Raw genomic sequence first — 23,658 nt, 5'->3', positions numbered from 1 at the left:
TTAATCCTTCATGCGAAAGCCACTAGACCCGGAAGGCTCCTCAAAATAACGGCATTGCCTTTCGAATGCGTGCCGACGCATTGGTTTTATAAGTGTTCTCAGACCCATCATCGCGGGAATAACAGTGGCCACCATGCAGATCATGAAAACGCCATACGCGATGGCAGCAAGTTTTCTGTGAGGATGTCCCTGAGGGCCTATCGCGAGAAATAATTTCCCCCAGAGTAGAAAGCTGCGACGAGCAAATTTTTCGCTGTCGATGAGCCGTGGATCAACACGGACGGCTTTCAGGCCTTTCAACAACGGCGAGCTTTGCTCCATGCGGCCATTTACAAGTTCAGGAAGAAGAGCCTTGCCAAATCGTTGAGCAGATTGAACATCTTCGTCCGTCAGGCCCGCGCGTGGAAATATTCCCCAAAAGGCTTCCCTGTTTCCGGTGAACATCCAGCGCGGTGTTGTTACAAGCGTTTTGAGGGCGCTTCCCCTGTCGGTGAGAACAACATTGTCCAGAAGCCGTGCATTGGCTTGAAGCAATAGCTTTTTTACTTGTTCCTGTGCCTGTATCCACATATTTCTGCACGTAATAAGTGTGATCACTGCTGTGTCACGAAGAATGACTTGTCCTTCTGCAGATTTCAAAAAAGCTGTAACAGGAGGGCTAGGTGACAGAAACCAGACGGTGTATGCAAGAATGACAAGGTCATATCGTGTGTTTATATCAGCCTTGAAGGGGTGCATGCGTGGTGGATATAAATATGTTGCTTCTGGAAACTGGTCGAAGAACTCGATAAATGACCAGGGAAATGGATAAGGCCTGAGCGGGGCAAGCTCCTCGAACTCTACGATCACGCGATCATCTTCAATCAGAGCGCGGACAAATGAATCCGCTGCACGTTTCAATTGCCCTGTTTGTGAAAAATAGACCACCAGTATACGTTTCATGACTATTGACCTGCAGCGTCTGGAGTTTTATTTCCTGAAAATCCGGGAAGTAACTGAAAGAGTGCTGCGGATGTCGAGGGTTGTATATTCTGATATAAAAATCGAATTGAGCTTATCGAGAAGACGTTGGGTAAGTTTAAGAGGTGCCGGATAGTCGTCAAGTTTTTCGACCTTCGACTTTGTTCTTTGATAACTGCCTCAGTGATGTGAGCGGTTATTTCCTCTTTTTCCAGTGGTGCGCTTCCGGGCCACGCTTGGTCTTTATGCCATGATCGAGTCATCCCGCTACCACGATCCTTGACGGTGTGGGGTTCTTTTCAAAATCCTCGACCGTGTTAACGAGGCCTTAATCGGCCTCCCTCAAAGTGCAGTCACTTGAAGCAGACGCCCTTGGCGCTGCAAGCCTGCCACCCATGAGAGAGATACCCGATGACTACCCGCAAATTTATCCTGACCTCGTTTCTTGCCCTGTGCTGCACGACTGCCTTTGCCCAGGATGGCGCTGACATGATTCAAAAGCGTCAGGAGGCTTTTGCGCTGGAGCGTCAGCAGGCGCGTGAGAGCCTGGCGAAAGCTCAGGAGAAGGCTGAAAAGAGTCAGGCAGCCGCAAGTGCTTCCAGGGGGAATGCAAAGCCTCGGGAGATGGACGAAAAACCTGCCAGTTAAATCATAAGCATTTGTTATCTTCAGAACCTGAAATGCCGCTTACGCGCTATTGTGGCAAGTATGAAATCTTGCCCTCCAACAGAGTCGGCCATGCACGTACTGCTGTGTGAAGATGATGAACTCATTGCCAGTGGCATCGTCGCCGGCTTGAGCGCCCAGGGTCTTAACGTCGACCGCGTGGCTTCGGCATCCGCCGCTTATGCCCTGCTGGATGTCGCGCAGTTCGATGTGATGATTCTTGATCTGGGCTTGCCTGATGAGGACGGGATCAGTCTGTTGCGGCGTTTGCGGCTTCTGGGTCAGGCGATACCGGTATTGATTCTGACCGCACGGGATGATGTGGATGACCGCGTCAAAGGGCTGCAAGCGGGAGCTGATGATTACCTGCTCAAGCCCTTTGATCTGAGAGAGCTGTATGCTCGCTTGCATACGCTGGTACGCCGAGTTGCAGGCCGGGCGGTCAATCTCATCGAGCATGGGGCCGTCACCCACGATCCCAGCACTCGAGAAACCTGGCTGGCAGGTGAGGCCATCGACCTTTCGCGTCGTGAGCAGGCATTGCTGCTGGCATTGCTCAACAACCGTGGCCGGGTTCTCTCTATCGAACAGTTGAAAGACAGCGTGTATGGCTTCGGTGATGAGGTCGAGAGCAACGCTTTGAACGTCCATATCTTTCATCTGCGTCGCAAATTGGGTCACGGCATTGTCGAGACTGTACGCGGCTCGGGTTATCGGCTCGGTGCGCTGGCGGCACGCTCATGAGTCTGCGCCTGCGTCTGAGCCTGATTCTTGGGGTTGCCTTTGTCGTGGTCTGGACGCTGGCGGCTACCTGGATGTATCAGGACCTGCGAACCCAGATGATGTATTCCCTCGATCAGCGGCTCGTAGCCTCGGCACGTATGGTCTCTGCCTTGGTCGATCAATTGCCCGAACCTTTGTCGGTGAAGGAGGGCGGTGCACACTTCAGCGCCAACCAGCTGGCTATTCCTGACGGCATGGCCTGTGAGGTCAGTTCGCTGCGCGGTGAAATTCTGGCCAGCAGTCATAACACTGCCGGGAATATTATCGCCAGCCCGAACGGTGGTTTTTATGATCAGGAGATCGACGGCGAGCATTGGCGAACCTTTACTCTTGTCCGTGGTGATGTGCGTATCACCACGGCGGATCGTGAGCAGGAGCGCGAGTCCCTCAACCATTCGGTCCTGCTGTCAGCGTCAGTTCCTGTATCGGTAGCGCTGTTGGCGTGCGTTGCCATGCTTTGGCTGGGGATAGGCAAAGGTTTGTCACCGCTCAAGCGCATGCGAGACGAACTGAAAAAGCGCAACATCGACTCCCTTGAGCCTCTAAAGCTTCGCATGCTGCCCAACGAATTGAAGCCGCTGCTGGAAACCCAAAACCACCTGTTGGTGCGTATCAGTCAGGCCGTCGAACGTGAGCGCCGCCTGACCGGGGATGCTGCCCACGAACTGCGCAGCCCGCTCACTGCGATCAAAACCCATTTGCAGGTTGCGCAGATGACTTGCGGTGAAGCCAGAGAACTGGCATTGGTCCGCGCCGAACAAGGGACTGACCGGCTGCATAACACCCTTGAGCAATTGTTGTTGCTGGCCAAGGTGGAAGGCAGCCTGTCATTCGATGACGGCAGCCAGTGCAATGTCGAACAGGCTGTTTCCCTGGCTATTCAGGATACGGGCAGCAATACGGAGCGAATTCACCTGCGTTTCCAGGCAGTGACGCCTTCATCTGTCCTGGACATGCCGTCGGTACTGGCAGTGGCTGCACTTCGCAACCTGCTGGATAACGCCTTGCGGCATAGTCCTGTCGATACGCAGGTTATCGTCAATGTGACAAGCAACAGCGAATTTGCCTTTGTCAGCGTCAGGAATGCCAGCCCAGGCATACCCGAAGATAACCTTCGCCACATGACCGAACGTTTCTGGCGCAGCAGCTCAAGCACGGGTTGCGGACTGGGCCTGGCAATCGTGCAGGCGATCGTTCAGCGTTGCGGTTGCACGATTGACTTCAATAGCACCGGTCAGGATTTTGTGGTGACGTTGGGGCTGCCTTATTCCGAAAGCACTCAACGCATGTAGGAGATTGCGCGGTGTCAGAGGCATCGCGCAATCTCCCGCTGACAGTCAGTTTTTTATGACTACTTTCCCAAATACATTACGGGTGACCAGACGCTCGATCCCCAGTTTCGCATCGTCGAAATCCCAAGTGCTGTCGATGACGGGGTGGATGTCATGTTGGGTGATGAACCGTATAAGGTCATCAAGGTCATTACGGCTGCCAATGGCGATTGGCTGGTAACGTGCCTGACTCATGAACATTGTCATGAACTCGACACCACCCTGCAAGCCGGACAGCGCGCCTACCAGTGTGACCTGGCCGCCCACGGCGATTGATTTTGCGGACTGCTCCAGCGTACCCGCGCCGCCGACTTCCACGATGCGATTTGCTCCGTTGCCGTCAGTCAGTTCCCGAACCTGTTGTGACCATTCAGGTTGGTCTTTGTAATTGATGGTTTCGTCTGCGCCGAGGGCTTTCAGGCGTTCTGCCTTGGTGTCACTTGAGGTCGTCGCGATGACCCGTGCGCCCAGCGCTTTGGCTATCTGAATGGCAAATAGCGAAACGCCTCCGGTGCCTTGGGTCAGCACGGTGTCGCCCGGTTTTACGCCCTTGAGTGCTGTCCAGGCGGTAACACCTGCGCAGGGCAAGGTCGCGGCTTCTTCAAAGCTCAGGCTGTCGGTGATGTGGGTCAGGTACTCTGCGTCTATCGCACGGTAATCGGTCAACCAGCCATCAACATCAATGTTGTAGTGGAGGTGTTTACCGGTATAAGGCCCGTCGATCAGGTCCGGAAAGAATGAATTGGTGACGCGATCTCCGACGCTGAATCGCGTCACGTCAGGCGCAATGGCTACGATCTCGCCAGCTCCGTCCGAGAGAGGGATTCGGCCCGCAGGTGCGGGCAGGAAGTAATGGCCATCCAGGATGATGACATCCCGATAGTTAAGTGAAGAAGCTCGAACCCGGACAAGCACTTCGCCCGGGCCTGGTGTGGGGATAGGTGCTTCGCCGCGCTTCAAGGCATCAACACTGCCGATTTTGTCGAACGTAAAGGCTCGGGATTTATTGGCTTCAGAGCTCATGAGCTTTCCTGATAAAGGGGGTAAGAAAGCTATCTTTGTCTATTGGGGGAGGCTTGAGAAGCCAGCTCCAGGTGATCATACTGTGTAGATGAACTACACAATAAAACGTGGCGACCTGGATGGCGTAGTGGTTTTCCTGGCTGTCGCCGAAGAGCGAGGGTTTCGAGCGGCTGCGCGTCGTCTTGGTATCACTCCGTCTGCAGTCAGTCAGGCGATACGGGCCTTTGAGGACCGTGTGGGCGCCGCCTTGCTGCTACGCACAACCCGAAGCGTCGGCTTGACCGAGGCGGGCGAGCGGTTGCTGCTTCAAGTCCGTCCTGCTGCTCAACAAGTGCTTCAAGGTATAGAGTCCGCTCGCAGCCTGGGTAACTCGGTGACCGGTTTACTGCGTATCAGTGTGCCCAAGGCGAGCGTGCTCATGTTGACCGAGCGCTTTCTCACGGAGTTTCTGCAGGCGCATCCTGGTGTTCAGGTCGAATTCATTGGCGATGACCGAATGGTCGACATTGTCGCCGAAGGCTGTGATGCCGGTGTGCGGCCCAGGAATTTTGTACAGGCAGATATGGTCGCAGTGCCCATTACCGCCGAAGAGCCGCAAGTGGTCGTGGGTTCGCCTGCCTTGTTTGCGCGCTATGGGCGACCCTCATCACCGGATGAAATCGGGAAAATACCCTGCATCGTTTTTCGTCAGGCCAGCACTCTGCTTGATGAGTGGGCTTTCAACGTCGGTGTAGAGAGGCGTGTCATTCCCGTCAGCGGGCCTTTGATACTCGACGATATAGCGGCCTGCATACATGCGGCGGAACACGGTGTCGGCCTGTTCAAATTGCCGCGCTCCCTCGTTGCTCGCAACATTCACGCGGGAACACTTGAAGTCATTCTCGATGCTTACTCCATAGCATTCCCGGGCCTGGCACTGTACTTCCCCAGTCGGCGAACGGTTCTACCGAAGTTGCGGGTTTTTATTGATTACCTGCTTTCCAAATCCATTTAGCCTTCTTTGCCTCAAAATGACGCCCGGGCCTTGTGAACCCGGGCATCAACAAGGATCACTCTCAATGCCTTACGCCGGTTCTGCCACTGCCGAAACCTGCTCAACCTGCTGGGTATAACGATTCTGCGGCACATCAATCCCCAGATGGCCGCGCAGGGTGCTGGTTTCGTATTCGCTGCGGAACAATCCGCGTTCGCGCAGGATCGGCAGTACTTCATCGGTAAATCGAGCGAAGCTGGCCGGTGCGCCGACGTGGATATTGAAGCCGTCCACGGCGCCTTCGTTGAACCAGCGTTCGATTTCGTTGGCAACGGTCAGTGCTGAGCCGGCGAACCCGGTGAAAGGGCGTGCAAAGCGCAGGGCGGTTTCGCGCAGGGTCAGATTTTTTTCCTTTGCGACCCGCTTGATCTTCTCTGCATGGCCGCGATAGCCGTTGCTGCCCAGTTCGCCCAGCTCGGGGAACGGTGCGTCGAGGTCGTACTGGCTGAAGTCGTGGTAGTTGAACGGGCGGCCCAGTTGCACCAGTGCCTTGTTCAGATCTACTTCGCCTTCGCGTTCCAGCAGAATCGCCTGAGCCTGTTCATCGGTGTCGGCAATGATCGGTGTAATGCCGGGGAACAGCAGCACCTGTGCCGGGTCACGGCCTGCGGCTGCGGCACGACGTTTGATATCGGCGTAGTACTCCTGGGCATCCTCGAAATTGTCGACACCGGCAAAGATGCCTTCGGCGATTTCCGCCGCCAGCTTGCGTCCGGACTCGGAAACCCCGGCCTGGAAAATTACCGGCTGACCCTGCGCCGAGCGGGAAATATTCAGGGGTCCGGTGACCGAAAAGAACTCGCCACGGTGGTCCAGGCGGTGCTGCTTGTTCGGGTCGAGGAAGCGTTTGTTGGCCTTGTCCCGAGGGAAAGCGTCGTCTTCATAGGAATCCCACAACCCCTGAACCACCGCCACGTGCTCGCTTGCCCGGCGATAGCGCTCGGTGTGGTCGATATGCTGCTCGCGGCCAAAGTTGCCCGCTGCGCCTTCAAGTCCTGTAGTGACCACGTTCCAGCCGGCACGACCGTGGCTGATCTGATCCAGTGAGGCGAACTGCCGGGCGACGTTGAACGGCTCTGTGTAGGAAGTGGTCAAGGTTGCGACCAGGCCGATCTTGTCGGTGGCACCGGCGAGTGCCGAGAGCAAGGTCAGTGGTTCCAGCCGGTTGAGAAAGTGCGGTGCCGAGTCCGGGGTGATGTAGGGGCTGTCGACGATGAATACGAAGTCTAAATGCGCTGCCTCGGCCGCTCGTGCCTGCTGTTTGTACCAGTCGATATCGATGCTGGCGTTGCCGGGAATATCCGGGTGCAACCACTCCTGCTGGTCGGTTCCTACGCCGGTCAGGATGGCGCCAAAGTGCAGTTGGCGTTTGCTCATGGGGTCAAGTCCTTTCGCTGGAATAGAGGGGGGTCATGGCTGTCATGCCCGGGCCTGTCGAGCGGGTTGGCTGTCGGCGTCCAGTACCGCGTCCACAGCATCGATATTGAGGGATTCGCTCATGACAGGCTCCTGGCGAAGGTCGGCGGGGAAACGGCCTCCGCCAGGAAAGGGGTCGGACTGGAATAGACGATAGGCCTCTGAGAAATGCCTGTGAAAGTCTTTTTCGGTCTAAGCTAATTATGTATTTTTGTTATGTTGATGATTTATAAAATCAGTTTTATATATTTTAAGCCTGTCACAGCAGGAGCGAATTCATTCGCGAAAAGGCTGCGTTCGCGAATAAATTCGCTCTTGCCGAGTCTTGAGAGGTTTCATGAAACTAAAACCGCAGGCCATCGGTCATTAACCTCGCAGAGGTTGGTCATGTCGCAAAACCTCCAGTATTGAAGATGTCCGCCTTGGCCAGTCACTCGGATCGCCGCAACAATTTCTCCCTCGATAGCCTCAATTTTTTCCTCGCGGACGTACGCGACGGGCTTGGGCCTTACCTGGCGATTTACCTGTTGGCTGTTCATCATTGGGAGCCCGCCAGCATTGGTGTGGTGATGACGATTGCCGGGATAGCCGGGCTTATCACGCAGACTCCTGCTGGAGCACTGGTCGATAGTGCTCGTGGCAAGCGGACGATCATTGCGGTTGCGGCATTGCTGGTGACCGGCAGTTGCCTGATGCTGCCTTTCGTGACTTCATTCACGCTGGTCGCCCTGACCCAGGCCATGAGTGCCGTGGCTGCATCGGTTTTTGCCCCGGCCATTGCCGCGATTACTCTGGGCATCACCGGGCCTCGTGCTTTCACCCGCCGTACCGGGCGCAACGAAACCTTCAACCATGCGGGTAATGCCTGCGCGGCCTTGTTGGCTGGCGGTTTCGCCTACCTGTTCGGGCCTGTTGCAGTCTTCTATCTGATGGCCGTCATGGCGCTGGGCAGTGTGATTGCGGTCAGCTTCGTTTCGGCGGATGCCATTGATCATGACCTTGCCCGAGGCCTGGATACAAGCGATGCGCGGCATGTTGAGCCGCCTTCGGGATTTTCCGTGCTGCTCACCAACAGGCCACTGCTGCTGTTCGGCATTTGCTGCGCGCTGTTCCATCTGGCGAATGCCGCGATGCTGCCGCTGGTGAGCCAGAAACTGGCGCAGGTCAATCTGCAGATGGCAACGCCATTGACGTCAGCCTGCATCGTTGCAGCGCAACTGGTCATGGTACCTGCCGCGTTACTGGTGGGCGCCAAAGCCGATTTGTGGGGGCGTAAACCGTTGCTGTTGATCGGTTTCCTGATCCTGCCGTTGCGCGGCGCGCTTTATACCCTGTCCGACGACCCTTACTGGCTGGTCGCCGTTCAATTGCTGGACGGTATCGGTGCGGGCATTTTCGGTGCCCTGTTTCCGGTGATCGTCAAAGACCTCACGTATGGCACCGGGCACTTCAATATCAGCCTTGGCGCGCTCTCGACGGTCTTTGGCCTTGGCGCGGCATTGAGTAACAGCCTGGCGGGCTTTGTGGTTCAGGAGGCTGGTTACAGCGCTGCGTTTCTGACCCTTGCGGCTGTGGCGGCGGTTGCTCTGATCCTGCTGTGGGTGGCGGTGCCTGAGACCCTCAACGCTAGCCAGCAGCTTTCACAAGAGCTGCCGGGCACTATCCGCCAGCCATATACCTCAACGTCATCCGGCTCAGCGCCCGAATCCCCACGGCAAGGCTTGGATCATCCACGGTAAACCCCGGTGAATGGGTCGGCCAGACGGCCTTGCCTTCCAGCGCAGGGGGTGTAACGCCCATGCGCATGAAGATCCCCGGAATCTGCCGTGCATACTCGGCGAAATCGTCGGCGCCGTAGGTGCCGTTGTCGATTTTTACGGGTGTGGTGGAGACTTCTTGCAGCACCGGCAGCAATCGGTCGACCAGTGCGGTGTCGTTGTGGCCTGCGCGGTAGTTGCCTGGCAGGTAGTCGATCTCTGCCGTGGCGCCGGAGGCTTCGGCGATTTTTTCTGCCGTGCGGCGCATGCGCATCAGCACGTCTTCTCGCTGTTCATCGCTGACGGTGCGGATCGAGCCTTCCAGGCGCACTTCGGCAGGGATGATGTTGTGGCGGTCGCCGGCTTCGATCCGGCCTACCGAAATCACCGGAGCAGGCAGCAGGCTCAGGTTCGACTGGCGGCTGGGAATGGTCTGCCAGGCGAGGATGGTCTGGGCCGCGACGGGGACCGGATCAATGCCGGTCCAGGGGAATGCGGCGTGGGTCTGGCGACCCTTGATACGGGCGACGAAGGTATCGGCTGCCGCCGTGGTGCGGTTGCGGCTCAAGGTGAAGGTGCCAGCAGTGCCGGCAGTGACATGCAGGCCGAAGATCACAGCGGGTGCTGGATGGGTCAGGACACCTTGTTCGATCATCAATTGCGCACCGCCTTTTTCGCCCAGCGGCGGACCTTCTTCAGCGGGCTGGAATATCAGTTTGAGGGTGCCTGGCAGTTCACTGCGATGGGCCGCAAGTACTTCGGCCACGCCGAGAGCCATGGCCATGTGCGCGTCATGGCCGCAGGCATGCATCACGCCGACTTCCTTGCCACGGGTGCGAAAGTCACCGCTTTGGTCCTGAACGCGCACGGTCGAGGCATACGGCAGGCCGGTCTGCTCGATCAGCGGCAGGGCATCCATTTCGGCCCGGATTGCCACCACCGGTCCCGGCTTGCCGCCACGCAGTACGCCGACCACGCCGGTATGGGCGATGCCGGTCTGCACCTCAAGGCCCAGCTCACGCAGCCGTTCGGCGATGCGTTTGCTGGTGTTGAATTCGCGATTGCCCAGTTCCGGGTGTTGGTGAATGTCATGGCGAAGTTCGATCACGCCGGGCAGGACGCGGGCGATCTGTGCATCCAGATCAGCCCAGGCAGCCGGTTCAGCGGCCCGGACCTGGCTCGACAGCAAGGTCAACAACAATGAGGCGCCTGCTATCAGGGGCGCACAGGGCTTGCGATTCGGCTGCATGGGAAACCTGCTCTGTCAGTAGGTGAAGGCAATCGGCGGGTAGTTACCGTTGAGCAGGTAGTCACCGATGGCCTTGTACTTGTAGGCCACGGCATCGTGGGTGGTGTGGGTCCGGGCATTGCGCCAGTGGCGGTCGAAGTTGTACCTCGATTGCGTGGTGGCAGCACCGCCCACTTCGTACAGCCGCTCGCAGACATGCAGCGAGGCGCGGGTGGAGGCGATCTTCGCCTCGGCCACGGCAATCGAAGAGCGCGCCAGCAGAGCGTCCAGTTCTTCGCCGGCCAGCAGGCCCTGCAATTGAGCGCGGGCCGCGAGATCGACACTCAGCGCAGCCTTTTCAACCAGCGCTTCAGCACCATGAATCGCCGCCGAAAGGTCGCCGATGGTGTGCAAGATGTAAGGATCGTTACGGGCCTTGTCGACACCGCTTTCGCGAACCGGGCGCGAGCCGTTGCGTGCCCAGTGTACGGCGTCGTCCAGCGCCGCCAGACCAATGCCGATATCGATGGAGCAGTGGATGAGTTGCGCGCTGGCCCCGACGTAGTTGCGCCGCTGATACCACTGGGCCAGAGGAATCACCTGCTCCGGTTGCACGATGACATTTTCCAGCAAGGTGCTGCCGCTGGCGGTGCTGCGCTGGCCCATGCCGTCCCAGTCATCGAGCAGGGTGATGCCAGGCGTGTTGGCGGGCAGGATCACGTAAAGCGCGTTGCCTTCTTCGTCCACCGCCTGGATCTTCAGCAGGTCGGCGAACAGGCAGCCGGTGCTGTAGAACTTGCTGCCATTGAGAATCAGCTGTTCGCCACGGCGCTCAAGGCGGGTATGGATTTCACCGCGAAAGGTGCCGCTGCGCTCGGCGACTGCGCCAGAGGATAATTGCCGGTCGGCAAAGGCGCTGAGGTAGCGGCGCTGTTGTTCCGGGTTGGCGATCAGGCGCAGGTGTTCGACGGTGGCGAAATGCGGAAACAGCGCCTGGGCCACGCACGGGTCGGCCTTGCCCAGGGCGATGAATATCTGCGCCACCTGTAACTGGCTGATATCGCCGCCGCCCAGTTCGGTCGGCACGCGAGCGGCCCCCAGCCCCGACTCGCGGATCAGGTCGAGCTGAGCGTAGGGCAGGGTGCGGTTGGCATCGCGTTCCGCTGCGCCGGGTTGAATGTGGGTGGCCAGTTCATGGGCCAGTGCCAGGTAATCAGTCATGTGCAACTCTCGAAAAGGGTTCAGGGTGCATCGCGCAAGGCCTGGCGTGAAACGCCGAGCAAAAGGATCAGGGTGCCGCAGGCCACCAGGGCTGCGACTATGTAGAGCGCCAGGCTGATACTGCCTGTGTTGGTCTTGATCGAGCCGATCATGATTGGCGTCAGCAGGCTGCTGACTTGTCCGCAGCAGTTGACCAGCGCCAGGCCCGCTGCCTTGGCACCGTCCGACAGGTAATAGGTGGGGATGGTCCAGAAAATCGACGTGGCTACCAGATAGCCGCTGGTCATCACGGTCAGTACTGCAATCGCCGACCATGGGCTGAACAGCATTTGCGGCAGGATCGCCATCGCCAGTGCGGCGGTCAGCCCGCCCAGTGCGAAGTGCCAGCGACGTTCCTGATGCAGGTCCGAATGGCGGCAGGCCCAGAGCATCATGCACACACCGACGACATAGGGCAGTGCCGAGAGCAGTCCCAGATGCCCGAGGTTGCTGACCCCCGAATCGCGGATGATCGACGGCGCCCAGATATTGGTGACGTTGCCGGTGCACATGATGGTCAGGCAGTAGGCCAGGGTGATGAACCAGACCTTGCGGTCTTTCAGTGCCTCGACGAAGCGCTGATGGCCGCTTGGCTGACGTTGCTTGCGTTCATGGGCAAGGGCGTTGGCGATGGCCTGCTTTTCGGTGCTGCTCAACCATTTTGCATTGGCCGGTTTATCGTCCAGCCAGTACCAGGCGAACAGCCCGGCCAGCACCGGTGGAATACCGGTGACGACAAACAGCCATTGCCAGCCGGTAAAGCCGCCAAGGCCGCCGAAGTGGCTCATGATCCAGGTCGACAACGGGCCGCCGATAATTCCGCAAACGGCAATCGCCATGATGAAGCGCGAGGTGATCCGCGCCCGATGGCTGGCCGGAAACCAGTAGGTCAGGTACAGGATCACGCCCGGGAAGAACCCGGCCTCGGCCGCGCCCAGCAGTATCCGCAGCACATAGAATTGCGCGGGCGTCTGGGCGAAGGCGGTGGCGATGGTCACCAGGCCCCAGAGGATCATGATCCGGGTCATGGTTTTCTTCGCGCCGAACCTCTCCAGCAACAGGTTGCTGGGGATCTCGAACAGCAGATAACCGATGGAGAACACCCCGACGATGATGCCGAAGGTGGCGTCGCTGATGTTCAGGTCGGTCTTGAATTGCAGGTGGGCAAAACTGATGTTGACCCGGTCCAGCCAGTTCAGGACAAAACACAGAAACAGGAACGGCATGATTCGCCACGCCAGCTTGCGGTACAGGCGTTGGTCGAAAACCACCTCAGTGTCTTCTGTGGCAGGTTGCGTGCTAGCGGGTAAAGCGCCGGGAGTGCTCATGGGGGTTACCAGCTCACGTCAAGTTTGGCGAAGTAGTAGGCACCTTCCAGTCCGTAGGGCGAGTACCAGCTATAGGTCGGGTTGTCAGTGGGGAAGAAGTAGAAACGCTTGGCCTCTTCGTTGAGCTGTTGTGGCCTGCGATCAAAGATGTTCTCGCCGCCGACGGTCACTTTTATGGCATCGCTCAGCCAGTAACCCAGGCTCAGGTCGGTGATGAGTGCCGGGCGGATTTCCTCGTCGCGGCTGGCGGAAACCTGATTGCGTCCGGTGACTTTCGAGTAGCGCGTACCCTTGAGCGTTACGTCGAAATCGTCCAGTTGCCAGGCGGCGGTCAGGGACGTGACGTTCTTCGGGTAAGCCGTGGTCAGGTTGCCCTGACGATCACGACCCACGGCGCTGACGCCGGTACCGGCCAGTGATTCTGGCTCCTTGATTTTCTCGATGGTTTGCAGGCTCTGGTTGCTCAGCAGGGTCCATTTGGTCTTGCCGTAGCGGCCCAGGTCATAGCGGTAATCGGCCACCAGGTCGATACCACGGGTGCGGGTGTCGGCCAGGTTGCCGAAGTAGGACACGATCTGGTTCGGGTCCAGGCCATTGGCCGCCAGCAGGTTGGAGACTGCAGTGCCTTGCAGGTTGCTGGTCTGCAGGATGCGGTCCTTGATATCGATCTGATACAGATCGACTGTCACATTGAGGTTTTCCGTCGGCGTGGCGACAAAGCCCAGGCTGTAGTTCATCGAACGTTCGGGTTTCAGCTCCTTGGCGCCGAGTGCCTGACCGGCAGCATCATCCACCGTCACATAGCGAGTGACTGCCTGTTCCAGTTGGCCGTTCAGCGGGCTGGTGCGCCAGGCGGTGAGCGACGAGGAGTAATACTGTTGTTGCAGCGACGGCGCACGGAAACCGTTGCTGATTGTGCCGCGTACGGCGAACTGCGGCGTAAAGGCATAGCGCGTCGAGAACTTGCCGCTGCCAGTATCGCCAAAGTCGCTGTAATGCTCGAAACGTCCGGCCAGGCTGACATCCCATTGCTCGGTCAGGCTTTGGCTGAGGTCGATGTAGCCAGCGGTGTTGGTGCGTGAATAGTTGTGTGCATCTTGCGGGGTGAAACCGACCAGCCCCGGTGCGCCAGGGTTCGGGCGTTGTCCGGCCAACGGATGACCGACGGGGAAGATGTAGCCGCCATCGGCGTATGAAGCGTATTCGCCCGCTTCGATGGCGAAGCCGTCGCGGCGGAATTCCAGCCCGGTGGAAACGTTCAGCGGCTTGGCGAACAGCCCTGTATCAAAGCCACGGGTCAGGTCGAGGTTGTTGGTCCATTGGCTGGCGATCAGATGGCCGCCATCCATGTCGCGGGGGCTGTCCGGACCCAGCGACGGGTTCAGCGAGCGTTCGTTGCGGGTGTTGGCATCGTTGCGGCCATAGCTGGTGCTCAGGTCCCAGCGCCAGCCGAGCAGGTTTTCATGGCGTGCGCCGAATACGGTCTGGAAGTCGTCCTCTTCCACCACGAAGCGCGGTGAGAAACCGTCCGGGTATACCGAGACGATGTTCTGCGGCGAGTTGGCGGTACGGTAAGTCCCCCAACTGGTGGAGTTGCGGTGGCTGAGGGTGGAGAACGAGTAGAGGCTGACCTCATCGTTGAGCGGCAACTCGGCGTTGTAGCCGAAGTTATAGGTTTGTGAGCGAGGCTGGCCGAGTTGCTGGCGATAGCGGCTTTCGCTGGTTTCCCGTGGGTCGGCACTGCCGTTCTGCGGGAAATAGATGCGGGTGCGGTCAGGTACTGCACCCGCGACGTTGGAGCTTTCCTGAATGCCGATATCGGCGCTGAGGCTGAAGAAACCGTCATTGGGCAGCTCGAAGCCCTGGTTGATCTGGCCTTGGCCTCGAGCGCCGAAGTTGCCCTTGCCGCCGACCCTTTCCTTGTATTGCCCGTACAGCGCGCTGGCGCTGCCGCCGGAACGGTTGGTTTTGAGGATGATGTTGATCACCCCGGCGATGGCGTCCGAGCCGTATTGCGCAGCGGCACCGTCACGCAGCACTTCGATATGGTCGACTGCGCTGACCGGGATCAGGTCCAGGTCGGCGGGTGACTGGCCGCTGGAGGTAGCAGCGGTCTGCACGAAGATCAGCGAGGTGTTGTGGCGGCGTTTGCCGTTGACCAGCACCAGCACGTGGTTACCGCCCAGGCCGCGCAGGGTCGCGGACTTCACCGACAGCCCGGTGCCGCCGGTAAAACCGGCGGCATTGGTGTAGGACGGCACGCTGGCGGCCAGGGCATCGCGCAGGTTCTGTTTGCCCGAGCGGGCCAGGTCGTCGGCGCTGATCACGTCGATGGGGGCCAGGCTCTTGGCCACGGTGCGGCCCTCATCGCGGGCACCGGTTACGACGACTGTCTGCAGAGCAGTATCAGTGCTGCCGATTGTGCTTTCGGCGGCGAATGCCAACGGGGTGGCGCAAAGGCCGAGGGTCGCTGCGGTCAGCAGGTTGAGCCTGGGCTGGAAAGTGTTGGGGCGAGACATGGTGAGGCTCCGATTCTGGTGCCGCTTTCCATTCCTGGTGGTGTGTGTTCCTGACAGTACTGGCGAGGCGAAAAGTGTTAGTTATTGTGGTTATCGGTAGAGCATGACGTCCTGGCGGGCCTGGTCGACCAGGGCCATGTACTGCTTGAGACGGTCTTTTCTCTGGGCCAGCAGCAGGGTCTTGGTCCATTCCACCGCCTTGGGCGAATGGGCGGCCAGGCGTGATGCCCGTTCCAGCGCACTGGCATGGGCGTCGTCCGCGAGCTGGTTGACCAGCCCCATGGCCAGCGCCTGCGAGGCATCGAACTGGCGAGCACTGAGCATGATGTCCAGCGCCGCGGCTTCGCCGATCAGCCCTGGCAGGGTAATGGCGCTGAACCCCGACAACATGCCGTGCTGCACTTCCGGAAAGCTGAAACGAGTGTCATGTCGGGCAATGCGAAAGTCGCAATGAATCGCCAGGCTGATGCCCAGGCCCAGGGTGTGGCCGTGCAGTGCGGCAATCACCGGCTTGTTCAGGTCGAAGCCGACGCCGGGCAGGGCGCGGGCGAGCAATTCGCTGCTCACGGCTTCGCCAGTGGCTTCGATTTCCTTGAGGTCGGAGCCTGCGCAGAACGCGCGCTCGCCTGCGCCACGCAGAACGATTGCGCGTACGGCCTGATCGTCACCGGCGCGCTGCCAGATTTCGCCCAGTTCGCGTTTGGCCTGGCTGTCCAGGGCGTTCAGACGCTCGGGGCGGTTGAGAGTGACCTGCAGAACGCCTTCCCCAAGGTGTTGATACTCGACTGTCATGACTTCGATTTCGCTGAGTGTGAAAGAAAGACGCATTGCCTCTTGAGGTCCGCGTCAAAGTGAGGAAAACTTAATTGATGTTCATAATGCAAACAACATGTTTGTTATATGAACATATTCTTAATAGGTCACTAATGGTTATAAAAAATGAAAGCGATAGTCCTGAAAGCCTTCGGCGGGCCTGAGCAACTGCAAGTCGAAGAGGTGCCTACGCCACAGATCGGTCCGGGTGAAGTACTGGTCAAGGTTCACGCTGCAGGCGTCTGCCATCACGATTTGCTGCACCGTGCCGGGCATCTTCCCGGTGCGCATACCGGCGTGGTGCTGGGCCATGAAGTGGCCGGCGAGGTTGTCGAGGTCGGCGCGGGCGTCTTGCAACTGGTGGTCGGCTCCAGGGTTGTGGTCTATCAGCGACGTTTCTGTGGCCAGTGCCGAGATTGCCTGCGCGGGCGCCAGGATTTGTGTCGGGCACTGGGCCTGCCATCGGTGGATACCGAAGGTGCCTATGCCCAATACCTGCGTATTCCGGCGATCTCGGCAATCGAATTGCCTGAGGGGCTGGATTACACCCTGGCGGCGCTGGCGTCCTGCCCGATTGCCACCAGCGTGCGGGCATTGCACGGCGAGGCGGCGCTCAAACCGGGTGAAACCGTATTGATCAACGGCGCCAGTGGTGGCTTGGGCGCGCATCAGATCCAGTTGGCCCGGGCGCTGGGCGCGCGAGTGATTGCCGTGACCGGCAGCGCCGCGAAGCGCGATTTCCTTCATGAGCTGGGCGCCCATGAAGTGGTGGTTTCAGATGGCAGCTACAGTGCCGAAGTCTGGAAGCTGACCGGCAAGCGCGGCGTGGATGTGGCGATGGAAAACCTCGGGCACACCCTTGAAGACACCTTGCGCAGCATGACCCTGGGTGGGCGCGTTGTGGTGCTCGGTAATGTCCAGCCGGGGAGTGTGCCGATCCCGCCGGGCTTGTTGATCGGTCGGCGGCTCAAGGTTCAGGGATCGGGCAGTGCCACTGTGGAGGAACTGCGGGTCGCGCTGGCACTGATCCATAGCGGACAGGTGCGGCCCTTGATCGACCGGGTGTTGCCGTTTCAGCACGTGAGCGAGGCCCATGCGCTGCTGGAGTCGCGTCAGGTCAATGGGCGTATTGTTTTGAGTGGGTGGTAGAGATGGATATCAGTACCTTGCTGGGGCAGGCCGCTTGTAAATGGCCTGATCTGCCAGCGTTGAGCGAGCCGGCCAGTGCTCGCAGCCTGAGTTTTCTTGATCTCGACCGCGCTCTTACCGCGTTCGGCCAGGTGCTGGACCGGCTCGACATCGCACCCGGTTCGCGGGTGGCGTTGCTGGCGGATGCCAGTATCGATTACCTGATCGCCGACTATGGCTGCATGGCCAATGGACGTGTACGCGTACCCCTTGATCCGGCACTGTCGCCTGATGAACTGCTAGCACAGTTGCGCGATGCCGGTGCAGCCTTGCTGCTGTTTTCCGATCAGTACGCGGCGGTTGCCGAAGGTCTGGCGCTGGCGGGCATTGCCTGTCGTGCTCTGGGTTCGGTTATCGAAACAGCGCCTGCCGACCTCCTGCCCCGTGCCGGACAACCGGCCCAGGCCCTGGCTTCTTTGAACTATACCGGTGGCACTACCGGCGTGCCCAAGGCGGTCATGCACCGGCATGCCAGCCTCTGCGCCGTGTTGCAGAACATCGTGATGGGCCGTGGTGCGGCGGTGGGCGACGTGCTGCTCAATGTCCGCCCGTTATGGCCGATTGCGGCGGTAGCGGTGCTGGCGCATCTGCTCAGCGGCGGGCAAGTGGTGCTGGGCGGGCGTTTTGACAGCAAGACCTTTCTGGCGCAGTTGAGTGAGCAGCGGGTTGCCTTCAGTTCTCTGGTGCCGACTCAACTGTTGCGCCTGCTGCGTGAGAACGGCAGCGAGCCCGCGCAGTTGCCTGCCTTCAAGAGCCTGGATATCGGCGCAGCCGCCTTGAGTGGTGAAGTGCTGGAAGGCTCCTTCAGAGTGTTCAATGGGCGAATCAGTGTGCTTTACGGCATGACCGAAGCGCCCTGGAGTTGCTACCTCGCCGCCGCGCAAATGGCTGCGTTACGCAATGCCGGAGAAAGCGCCGAAGGCGTGGTAGGGCGGCCATTGTTTTCTGCGGCCATCCGCATCCACCAGCCGGACGCCAATGGCATGGGCGAGATTCTGCTGGGCGGGCCGCAATTGATGAGCGGCTACTGGCAGCAGGAGGCCAAGAGTGCCGAAGCGCTGGATAACGGCTGGCTGCGCAGTGGTGACCTGGGACGGATTCGTGATGATGGGCAACTGGTCGTGCTCGGGCGCTGCAAGGACATCATTCGCAGTGGCGGCAAGTCGGTACAACCTGGCGAAGTCGAGCAGAGCCTGCTGAGCTGTCCGGGCGTCAAGGAGGCCCATGTGTTCGGTCTGGCGGATATCGAGTGGGGTGAGCAGGTGTGTGCGGCAGTGGTGGTTGACCCGGCGAGCCCGCCGTCGTTGCAGCAACTGGCCGAGCATTGTCGCGCCAGCCTGTCGCGGCACAAGGTCCCGCGACAGATCTACTTCATCGACGAATTGCCGCGTTCGCATTACGGCAAGGTGCAGAAAAACCGCCTGCTTGAGGCGCTTGGGCCGCAGTTGCCGGCTTAAAGATTGCCGAGTTGCGCCGCGATGCCCTCGCAGGCGCGACGCACATGGCTGGCCAGTGGCGAGGCGGGATGGGTTTCATCCTCCATCGCCAGGCCTGCCACCACCACGGCGCCCAGCGCCAGGCCTGCCTCAAGGCGAATCGGAAAGGCCACGGACGACAGGCCCGGCTTGAACTCGCCCTGACCGAAGGCGAAATCCTGCTGGCTGCGGATCTTCTCCAGTGCGGGCAACACTCTGGCGTAGCGCTCCTGGCCCAGAATGTTCAGCGCCGCGTCTTCACTGTAGGTGGACAGCACGGCGCGGCCGCTGGGGCTGCCATCGATGGGGTACTGATCGGCCAGATCGACGATGACGTTGAGCGGCGTGGTCGGTGTCCACATCCTCTCGATCAACACCACTTGATCACCCACCGGAACCGACAGCGAGACGATTGCCTGGCGTTCGCCAATCACCCGTTGCAGTTCGATGGCGTAGGGCAGGGCGATCTTGCGCAGGTTCATGCGGTTCAGATAGGCCGCCGAGTAGATCAGGCTCTCAGGTCCGATGCGGTAGGTCGCGCCCTGGGACTCGATCAGGCTCCAGTAGGTCAGGGTTTTGAGCAGGCGATGGATGGTGGAGCGATCAATGCCGGTCAACCGCGCCAGATCCAGCGCACTGGCGCCGTTCTTGAGGCCGGCCAGGGTTCGCAGCAGAACAATCGAACGGTCAATGACCTGAACGCGCCCGCCGCCAGCGTTTTCCTTGCTGCTATTGAGTGCGGGGTGAGTCGAAGAGATATCCATCGTGGCAGTGTTTTCCGAGAGCATTTTGATCGGCAGGCTCGAATGCTGGCCTGACCGGTCGCCAAGGTTAGCCGTGATCGGATGCCGGGTGAAGAGCCAACTGACGTTGTATCGGCTTTATTGCAAAGCGCAACTTGAGCATTTATTTGCATCGCGTTTAGAACAAATATGCATTTGAGTTATGAGCATGGAACCAATAGCGATATCCATTGCGTGGTATCGGTCGTTAAGTGGCGTTCTATGGATGTAATAGCAGTTATTTATCTGCTGCTACAGTTCATGCACTGGTCGTTGGCATGAAACCGCTTGCCTTGGCAGCATCCGGTGCTGTTTTGCCAGCATCTTGCCGTGCTCACGCTTGAGCCTAGAATCGGCCCCATCAGCTCCACACCCTATCGTCAAAATTGAAGAGGATTTCACCATGATGAACGCGATGCAGATGCCAATGAGCGCCAACATGCCGATGGTGCCAATGATGGGCATGCCGATGATGATGGCGACCATGACTTGCAAAATGGTCGAAGACGGCATGATGTGCACCATGAAGCCGGCGGCTGGCATGGACATGGCCATGTTCAAGAACAACGCTGAAATGATGCAGATGATGATGAACTGCGGCATGCCGGTCATGATGCAGTGCGCCAACATGTCGATGATGTGCATGTCCGAAGCGGCCATGGCGATGTCCATGAACATGCCGATGATGGGGATGTCGATGCCAATGGGCATGCCCATGATGAAGTGCATGATGGAGTGCACCATGATGGCTGACGGCATGACCTGCAAGATGATGCCGATGGCTGGCATGAGCATGGACATGATGAACAACTGCTGCATGCTGATGATGAAAATGATGAACGACTGCAGCATGCCGATGATGATGAGCTGCAACGGCATGCCGATGATGTGCTGCACCTGCTGATCTGATACGGGACGCCGCGAACCTCAGTCGCGGCGCTCGGGGTGGGTGACCACCAGATAAGCCACCGCCTCACTGTCTACCGGATTTCGGTAGCGGTGGGGCTGGTCTGCATAGAACATGATCGAATCACCCGTGGATAGCAGGAAGCGCTCTTCGTTCACACTGATCTCCAGCGCACCCTGCGCGACCACCAGATTCTCCTGCACGCCCGGCCCATGCTCGGCGGAATGTTCTTCCCCCAGTGGGCTGATCCGCAACTCATAGAATTCAACATGACGCGATGTGTCGTACGGGTAGAGCGCCCGGCTGATAAAGTCGCCGCTGGCACTGACCAGGCGCTTGCTGTCGCGTGCCGGCATCACGGTCACACCTTCGCATTCGCGGTTTTCCAGAAAGGCTGCAACCGAAACCCTGACAGCCTTGGCGATCTTGAACAGTACCTTGATCGACGGCACGCTGCGCCCGGACTCGATCTGTGCCAGCATCGCCCGGCTCACCCCGCTCAATCTTGCCAGGGCATCCAGCGATAACTGGCGTTTGCTGCGCAGGCGTTGCAGGTTCTGTGCGACGCGAGAGCCGATCAGGTCGTCTTCGTTGGTGGCCGCCTCTTGTCCAAGGTCAAGTGGGGTGTCAATCGATGTTGCCAGGAAACGCTCCGATGTCGTCATGGCGTTACGCTTGACGAGGTGTTTTCGGTGACGCGAGGCCATCGCTTCCCGGTTGCGTCACGATTCCTGCCTGATGAGCGTACATCGCCCACATCAGACGGCCCAACTGCTGTGCGTGCTTGCGTTTGCGAAACAGGCCTAGGTCGATGATCTGTGCGGAGTGGCTCATGAAGGAATCCTTGTTTGCGAAGCTGGGCATGGGTTGAGACTAAGGGTTTTTTTATAGAACGATAAATAATTTGTTTTCATGTATTGATTCGATTCTGGAATATGTAATTCAGGAACTGCCTGCACCGCCTCTGGGTGTCGATGCAGGCTGATCACGTTCTCGGTTACAGGTCGTAGCGCACGCTCAGAGTGATGGTGCGTGGGTCGTTGACCGCGTAGTACGCCGTGCTGCTTGCCGCTGAATAGGCGATGCTTTGCGGGTAGGCGCGGTTGAGCAGGTTCTTCACTGCTAGGGTGGTGGTCCAGTGACCGTCGCCGCTGCTGTAGCTGGTGTTGGCGTTCCAGAAGCTCTGCTGAGGGACTTCGTAGATATCGCCATTCACGGCGTTGGCGTAGGACTTGGTCTGGAACTGCCAGTCGGTGCCAGCCACCAGCGCGCCAGGGACATTGACCGGTACGGTCCAGTTCAGGCCCAGTGATGCGTTCCAGCGCGGGGCGAAGACCATCCAGTTGCCATCGGCATCCACTCCCGCACCTGCGGAGTTCTTGAAGTCGTCGTACTGGGCCTTGAGGTAACCCAGGTTGGCGGTCAGGGTCAGGTCGCGGTTGAGCAGTGCGGTATTTTCCAGCTCGACGCCGTAGCTGTGGGCGCTGCCGACGTTGGTTCGCAGGTTGGCGCTGATGGCCGGGTCCCAGGCATTGGTCTGCAGGTCGCGGTAGTCGTTGTAGAACACCGCGACGTTGCTGCGCAGACGGCCACCGAGGTAATCACCCTTGAAGCCGGTTTCATAGGTGATCACGTTTTCCGGCTCGAAGCCCTGCTGGGCGGCGGCGAGGGTCGGTGCCCGGTTGTCGAAGCCACCGGCCTTGAAGCCCTTGGCCACGTAGCCGTATTGGGTCAGGTTCTCGCTCCAGGCATATTCCAGACCCACTTTCGGGCTTACGGAGGCCCAGCTGTCGCTGGTTTCTGCGCTGAAGTTGAGCCCGGTGATCTCCCGAGCGGTGGTGATCCTGTAGTTCTTGTAATCGAAGTTCTTGTGTTCGCTGGTGTAGCGCAGACCAGCGGTCAGCGACAGGCGCGGGGTCAGCTTGTAGTTACCCTGGCCGTAGAGCGCGTAACTTTCTGTGTCGGTGGTGCTGTACTGGCCGCTGGCATTGACCCGATCAGCCGCTACCGAATAAGTGAGGCTGTCGCGTTCGGCACGGAAGCGCTCTTTGTACAGGTAGACACCCAAGGTGTAGTTGAAGCGTTCGTAGTCGCCATTGAGCTGGAATTCCTGAGTGGCGTAGCGCTGCTTGTAGTGGATCAGGTTGTTTTGTACCGGCGAGGCATTGCCGCTGTTGGCTTCGCCGGAGTTGTCATAGTCCACGGGTTGGTCGAAGGCCGACCAGCCGGTGACTGACTTGAAGTTCAGGTGATCGTCGAAGGTGTAGATGGCTCGCAGCACGGCGCTGCCCTGATCGAGGCGGTTCTTCGGATCGAGGCTGCTGTAGGTCTTGAACTTGTCGAAGCGGCCGGTGGCCGGGTCGAATGGCGTGTAGCTGGTGGTGTCACCACGGTCGAAGGTGCCTGCCAGGGTCAGTTGCGTGTCCCAAGGCGAATCCAGCGGTGCCAGGCGCAGCTTGCCGCGATAGGACTGGATATCGACATTGTTCACATCGGTATCGCGAGTGCGGTTGCGCACCGTGCCGTCGCGACTCAGGCGCAGCGCAGAAAAACTGCCGAACAGGGTGTTGTCCACCAACGGCCCGCTGATCAACAGGCGGCTGCTTTGCGCGTTGTAAGTCCCGGCACCCAGTTCGACGAAGCCACGGGTTTCCTGGGTCGGATCATGGGTGATCACCCGAATCGCACCAGCCGCACTGTTACGGCCATACAGCGTGCCTTGCGGACCGCGCAATACTTCGACGCGCTCGACATCGTTGAAGTCGAGCATCGAGGAAATCGCCCGGGGGATGTACAGATCGTCGGCGTACACCGCGACAGCGGCTTCCTGGATCGGATCGGTTTCGCCAATGCCGCGAATGCCATAGGTCTGTGCGCTGTAGGAGATCGACTGACGGCTGAGTGTCAGGTTCGGCACCCGCCCGGAGAGGTCGCGGATATTGTTGATCTGCTGGTCGCGCAGGGTGTTTTCATCGAAGGCGCTGATTGCCAGTGGGGTTTTCTGCAGGTTTTCCTGACGGTGTTCGGCGGTGACGGTAACGCTGGGCAGACGTTCTTCCGGCAGCGGGTCGCTGGCGGCGAAGGTACTCAGAGGCAATGACAGCAGTAACGGGGAAATGCTGTAGCGCAAGGTAGGTTTGGCCATGGACGGAGTTCCTGACGGTCAACATGCTCGGTTGGTGTGTGCAA

Annotated in this window: 20 protein-coding genes; 8 read left to right on the top strand and 12 right to left on the bottom strand. The window is 59.1% G+C overall.

What is annotated here, in order from left to right:
• Positions 1 to 942 carry a hypothetical protein gene (locus KGD89_RS13855; RefSeq protein ID WP_025260374.1) on the bottom strand — a complete coding sequence of 314 codons (942 nt, stop codon included), beginning with the start codon at positions 940 to 942 and terminating at the stop codon, positions 1 to 3.
• Between the two features lie 429 nt (positions 943 to 1,371).
• On the opposite strand from KGD89_RS13855, the gene KGD89_RS13850 reads away from it, so the two are divergent.
• The 3 genes from KGD89_RS13850 (at position 1,372) to KGD89_RS13840 (ending at position 3,701) form a co-directional block, all read left to right on the top strand.
• Positions 1,372 to 1,608: a hypothetical protein gene (locus KGD89_RS13850; protein ID WP_025260373.1), complete on the top strand. Its 237-nt coding sequence runs from the start codon at positions 1,372 to 1,374 to the stop codon at positions 1,606 to 1,608.
• Positions 1,609 to 1,698: 90 nt separating this feature from the next.
• Entirely contained in the window at positions 1,699 to 2,370 is a 672-nt protein-coding gene (locus KGD89_RS13845) for a response regulator (RefSeq protein ID WP_025260372.1), read from the top strand.
• Positions 2,367 to 3,701 carry an ATP-binding protein gene (locus tag KGD89_RS13840; protein WP_025260371.1) on the top strand — a complete coding sequence of 445 codons (1,335 nt, stop codon included), beginning with the start codon at positions 2,367 to 2,369 and terminating at the stop codon, positions 3,699 to 3,701. Before KGD89_RS13845 ends, KGD89_RS13840 begins: the two co-directional genes overlap by 4 nt.
• A gap of 45 nt (positions 3,702 to 3,746) precedes the next feature.
• Here KGD89_RS13840 and KGD89_RS13835 read toward each other — a convergent pair whose 3' ends face one another.
• Complete coding sequence (locus tag KGD89_RS13835; RefSeq protein ID WP_025260370.1) at positions 3,747 to 4,763, bottom strand: zinc-dependent alcohol dehydrogenase family protein; 1,017 nt, start codon at positions 4,761 to 4,763, stop codon at positions 3,747 to 3,749.
• 88 nt (positions 4,764 to 4,851) lie between these two features.
• Here KGD89_RS13835 and KGD89_RS13830 point away from each other — a divergent pair, with 88 nt between their 5' ends.
• Positions 4,852 to 5,757 (top strand): LysR family transcriptional regulator, encoded by a 906-nt coding sequence (locus KGD89_RS13830; RefSeq protein ID WP_025260369.1) that lies wholly within the window; start codon positions 4,852 to 4,854, stop codon positions 5,755 to 5,757.
• Between the two features lie 69 nt (positions 5,758 to 5,826).
• On the opposite strand, the gene KGD89_RS13825 is transcribed toward KGD89_RS13830, so the two are convergent.
• On the bottom strand, positions 5,827 to 7,173 hold the full coding sequence (locus tag KGD89_RS13825) for an LLM class flavin-dependent oxidoreductase (protein ID WP_025260368.1): 1,347 nt from the start codon (positions 7,171 to 7,173) through the stop codon (positions 5,827 to 5,829).
• A 461-nt stretch (positions 7,174 to 7,634) separates the two neighbouring features.
• Between KGD89_RS13825 and KGD89_RS13820 the strand changes: the two genes are divergently transcribed.
• Positions 7,635 to 8,951, top strand: a complete 1,317-nt coding sequence (locus KGD89_RS13820) for an MFS transporter (RefSeq protein WP_025260367.1) — start codon at positions 7,635 to 7,637, stop codon at positions 8,949 to 8,951.
• Here the strand turns inward: KGD89_RS13820 and KGD89_RS13815 are convergent.
• The 5 genes from KGD89_RS13815 to KGD89_RS13795 all read right to left on the bottom strand — a co-directional run bounded on the left by KGD89_RS13815 (position 8,872) and on the right by KGD89_RS13795 (position 16,132).
• Positions 8,872 to 10,218, bottom strand: a complete 1,347-nt coding sequence (locus tag KGD89_RS13815; protein ID WP_025260366.1) for an amidohydrolase — start codon at positions 10,216 to 10,218, stop codon at positions 8,872 to 8,874. The two genes, KGD89_RS13820 and KGD89_RS13815, sit on opposite strands and share 80 nt — an antisense overlap.
• 15 nt (positions 10,219 to 10,233) lie before the next feature.
• Positions 10,234 to 11,418, bottom strand: coding sequence for an acyl-CoA dehydrogenase family protein (locus KGD89_RS13810; RefSeq protein ID WP_025260365.1), 1,185 nt, complete (start codon positions 11,416 to 11,418; stop codon positions 10,234 to 10,236).
• A 20-nt stretch (positions 11,419 to 11,438) separates the two neighbouring features.
• Positions 11,439 to 12,785 (bottom strand): MFS transporter, encoded by a 1,347-nt coding sequence (locus KGD89_RS13805; RefSeq protein ID WP_025260364.1) that lies wholly within the window; start codon positions 12,783 to 12,785, stop codon positions 11,439 to 11,441.
• Between the two features lie 5 nt (positions 12,786 to 12,790).
• A complete protein-coding gene (locus KGD89_RS13800; RefSeq protein WP_025260363.1) occupies positions 12,791 to 15,304 on the bottom strand; it encodes a TonB-dependent receptor plug domain-containing protein in 2,514 nt (837 codons plus the stop codon).
• Between the two features lie 90 nt (positions 15,305 to 15,394).
• A complete protein-coding gene (locus tag KGD89_RS13795) occupies positions 15,395 to 16,132 on the bottom strand; it encodes an enoyl-CoA hydratase/isomerase family protein (RefSeq protein ID WP_236250097.1) in 738 nt (245 codons plus the stop codon).
• A gap of 111 nt (positions 16,133 to 16,243) precedes the next feature.
• Between KGD89_RS13795 and KGD89_RS13790 the strand changes: the two genes are divergently transcribed.
• Together KGD89_RS13790 and KGD89_RS13785 are read left to right on the top strand one after the other, a co-directional pair.
• The gene (locus KGD89_RS13790; protein WP_025260361.1) at positions 16,244 to 17,266 is read left to right on the top strand and encodes an alcohol dehydrogenase catalytic domain-containing protein; all 1,023 of its coding nucleotides are present in this window, start codon (positions 16,244 to 16,246) and stop codon (positions 17,264 to 17,266) included.
• A gap of 2 nt (positions 17,267 to 17,268) precedes the next feature.
• Complete coding sequence (locus tag KGD89_RS13785; protein WP_025260360.1) at positions 17,269 to 18,762, top strand: class I adenylate-forming enzyme family protein; 1,494 nt, start codon at positions 17,269 to 17,271, stop codon at positions 18,760 to 18,762.
• Here the strand turns inward: KGD89_RS13785 and KGD89_RS13780 are convergent.
• Entirely contained in the window at positions 18,759 to 19,544 is a 786-nt protein-coding gene (locus tag KGD89_RS13780; RefSeq protein ID WP_025260359.1) for an IclR family transcriptional regulator, read from the bottom strand. The genes KGD89_RS13785 and KGD89_RS13780 overlap by 4 nt on opposite strands.
• Positions 19,545 to 19,965: 421 nt before the next feature.
• Here KGD89_RS13780 and KGD89_RS26010 point away from each other — a divergent pair, with 421 nt between their 5' ends.
• Positions 19,966 to 20,466, top strand: a complete 501-nt coding sequence (locus KGD89_RS26010) for a hypothetical protein (protein ID WP_162883743.1) — start codon at positions 19,966 to 19,968, stop codon at positions 20,464 to 20,466.
• Between the two features lie 23 nt (positions 20,467 to 20,489).
• Here KGD89_RS26010 and KGD89_RS13770 read toward each other — a convergent pair whose 3' ends face one another.
• The 3 genes from KGD89_RS13770 to KGD89_RS13760 all read right to left on the bottom strand — a co-directional run bounded on the left by KGD89_RS13770 (position 20,490) and on the right by KGD89_RS13760 (position 23,614).
• Positions 20,490 to 21,134: a helix-turn-helix domain-containing protein gene (locus tag KGD89_RS13770; protein WP_025260357.1), complete on the bottom strand. Its 645-nt coding sequence runs from the start codon at positions 21,132 to 21,134 to the stop codon at positions 20,490 to 20,492.
• Positions 21,135 to 21,138: 4 nt separating this feature from the next.
• A complete protein-coding gene (locus KGD89_RS13765) occupies positions 21,139 to 21,303 on the bottom strand; it encodes a hypothetical protein (protein ID WP_162883744.1) in 165 nt (54 codons plus the stop codon).
• 163 nt (positions 21,304 to 21,466) lie between these two features.
• On the bottom strand, positions 21,467 to 23,614 hold the full coding sequence (locus KGD89_RS13760; protein ID WP_038399885.1) for a TonB-dependent receptor: 2,148 nt from the start codon (positions 23,612 to 23,614) through the stop codon (positions 21,467 to 21,469).
• Positions 23,615 to 23,658: the final 44 nt, after the last annotated feature.

Origin of the sequence: Pseudomonas cichorii (assembly GCF_018343775.1) — a bacterium.
Classification (GTDB): Bacteria; Pseudomonadota; Gammaproteobacteria; order Pseudomonadales; family Pseudomonadaceae; genus Aquipseudomonas; species Aquipseudomonas cichorii.
Note: the sequence above shows the minus strand (reverse complement) of the source record. Positions and strands in the feature narration are given on the sequence as shown.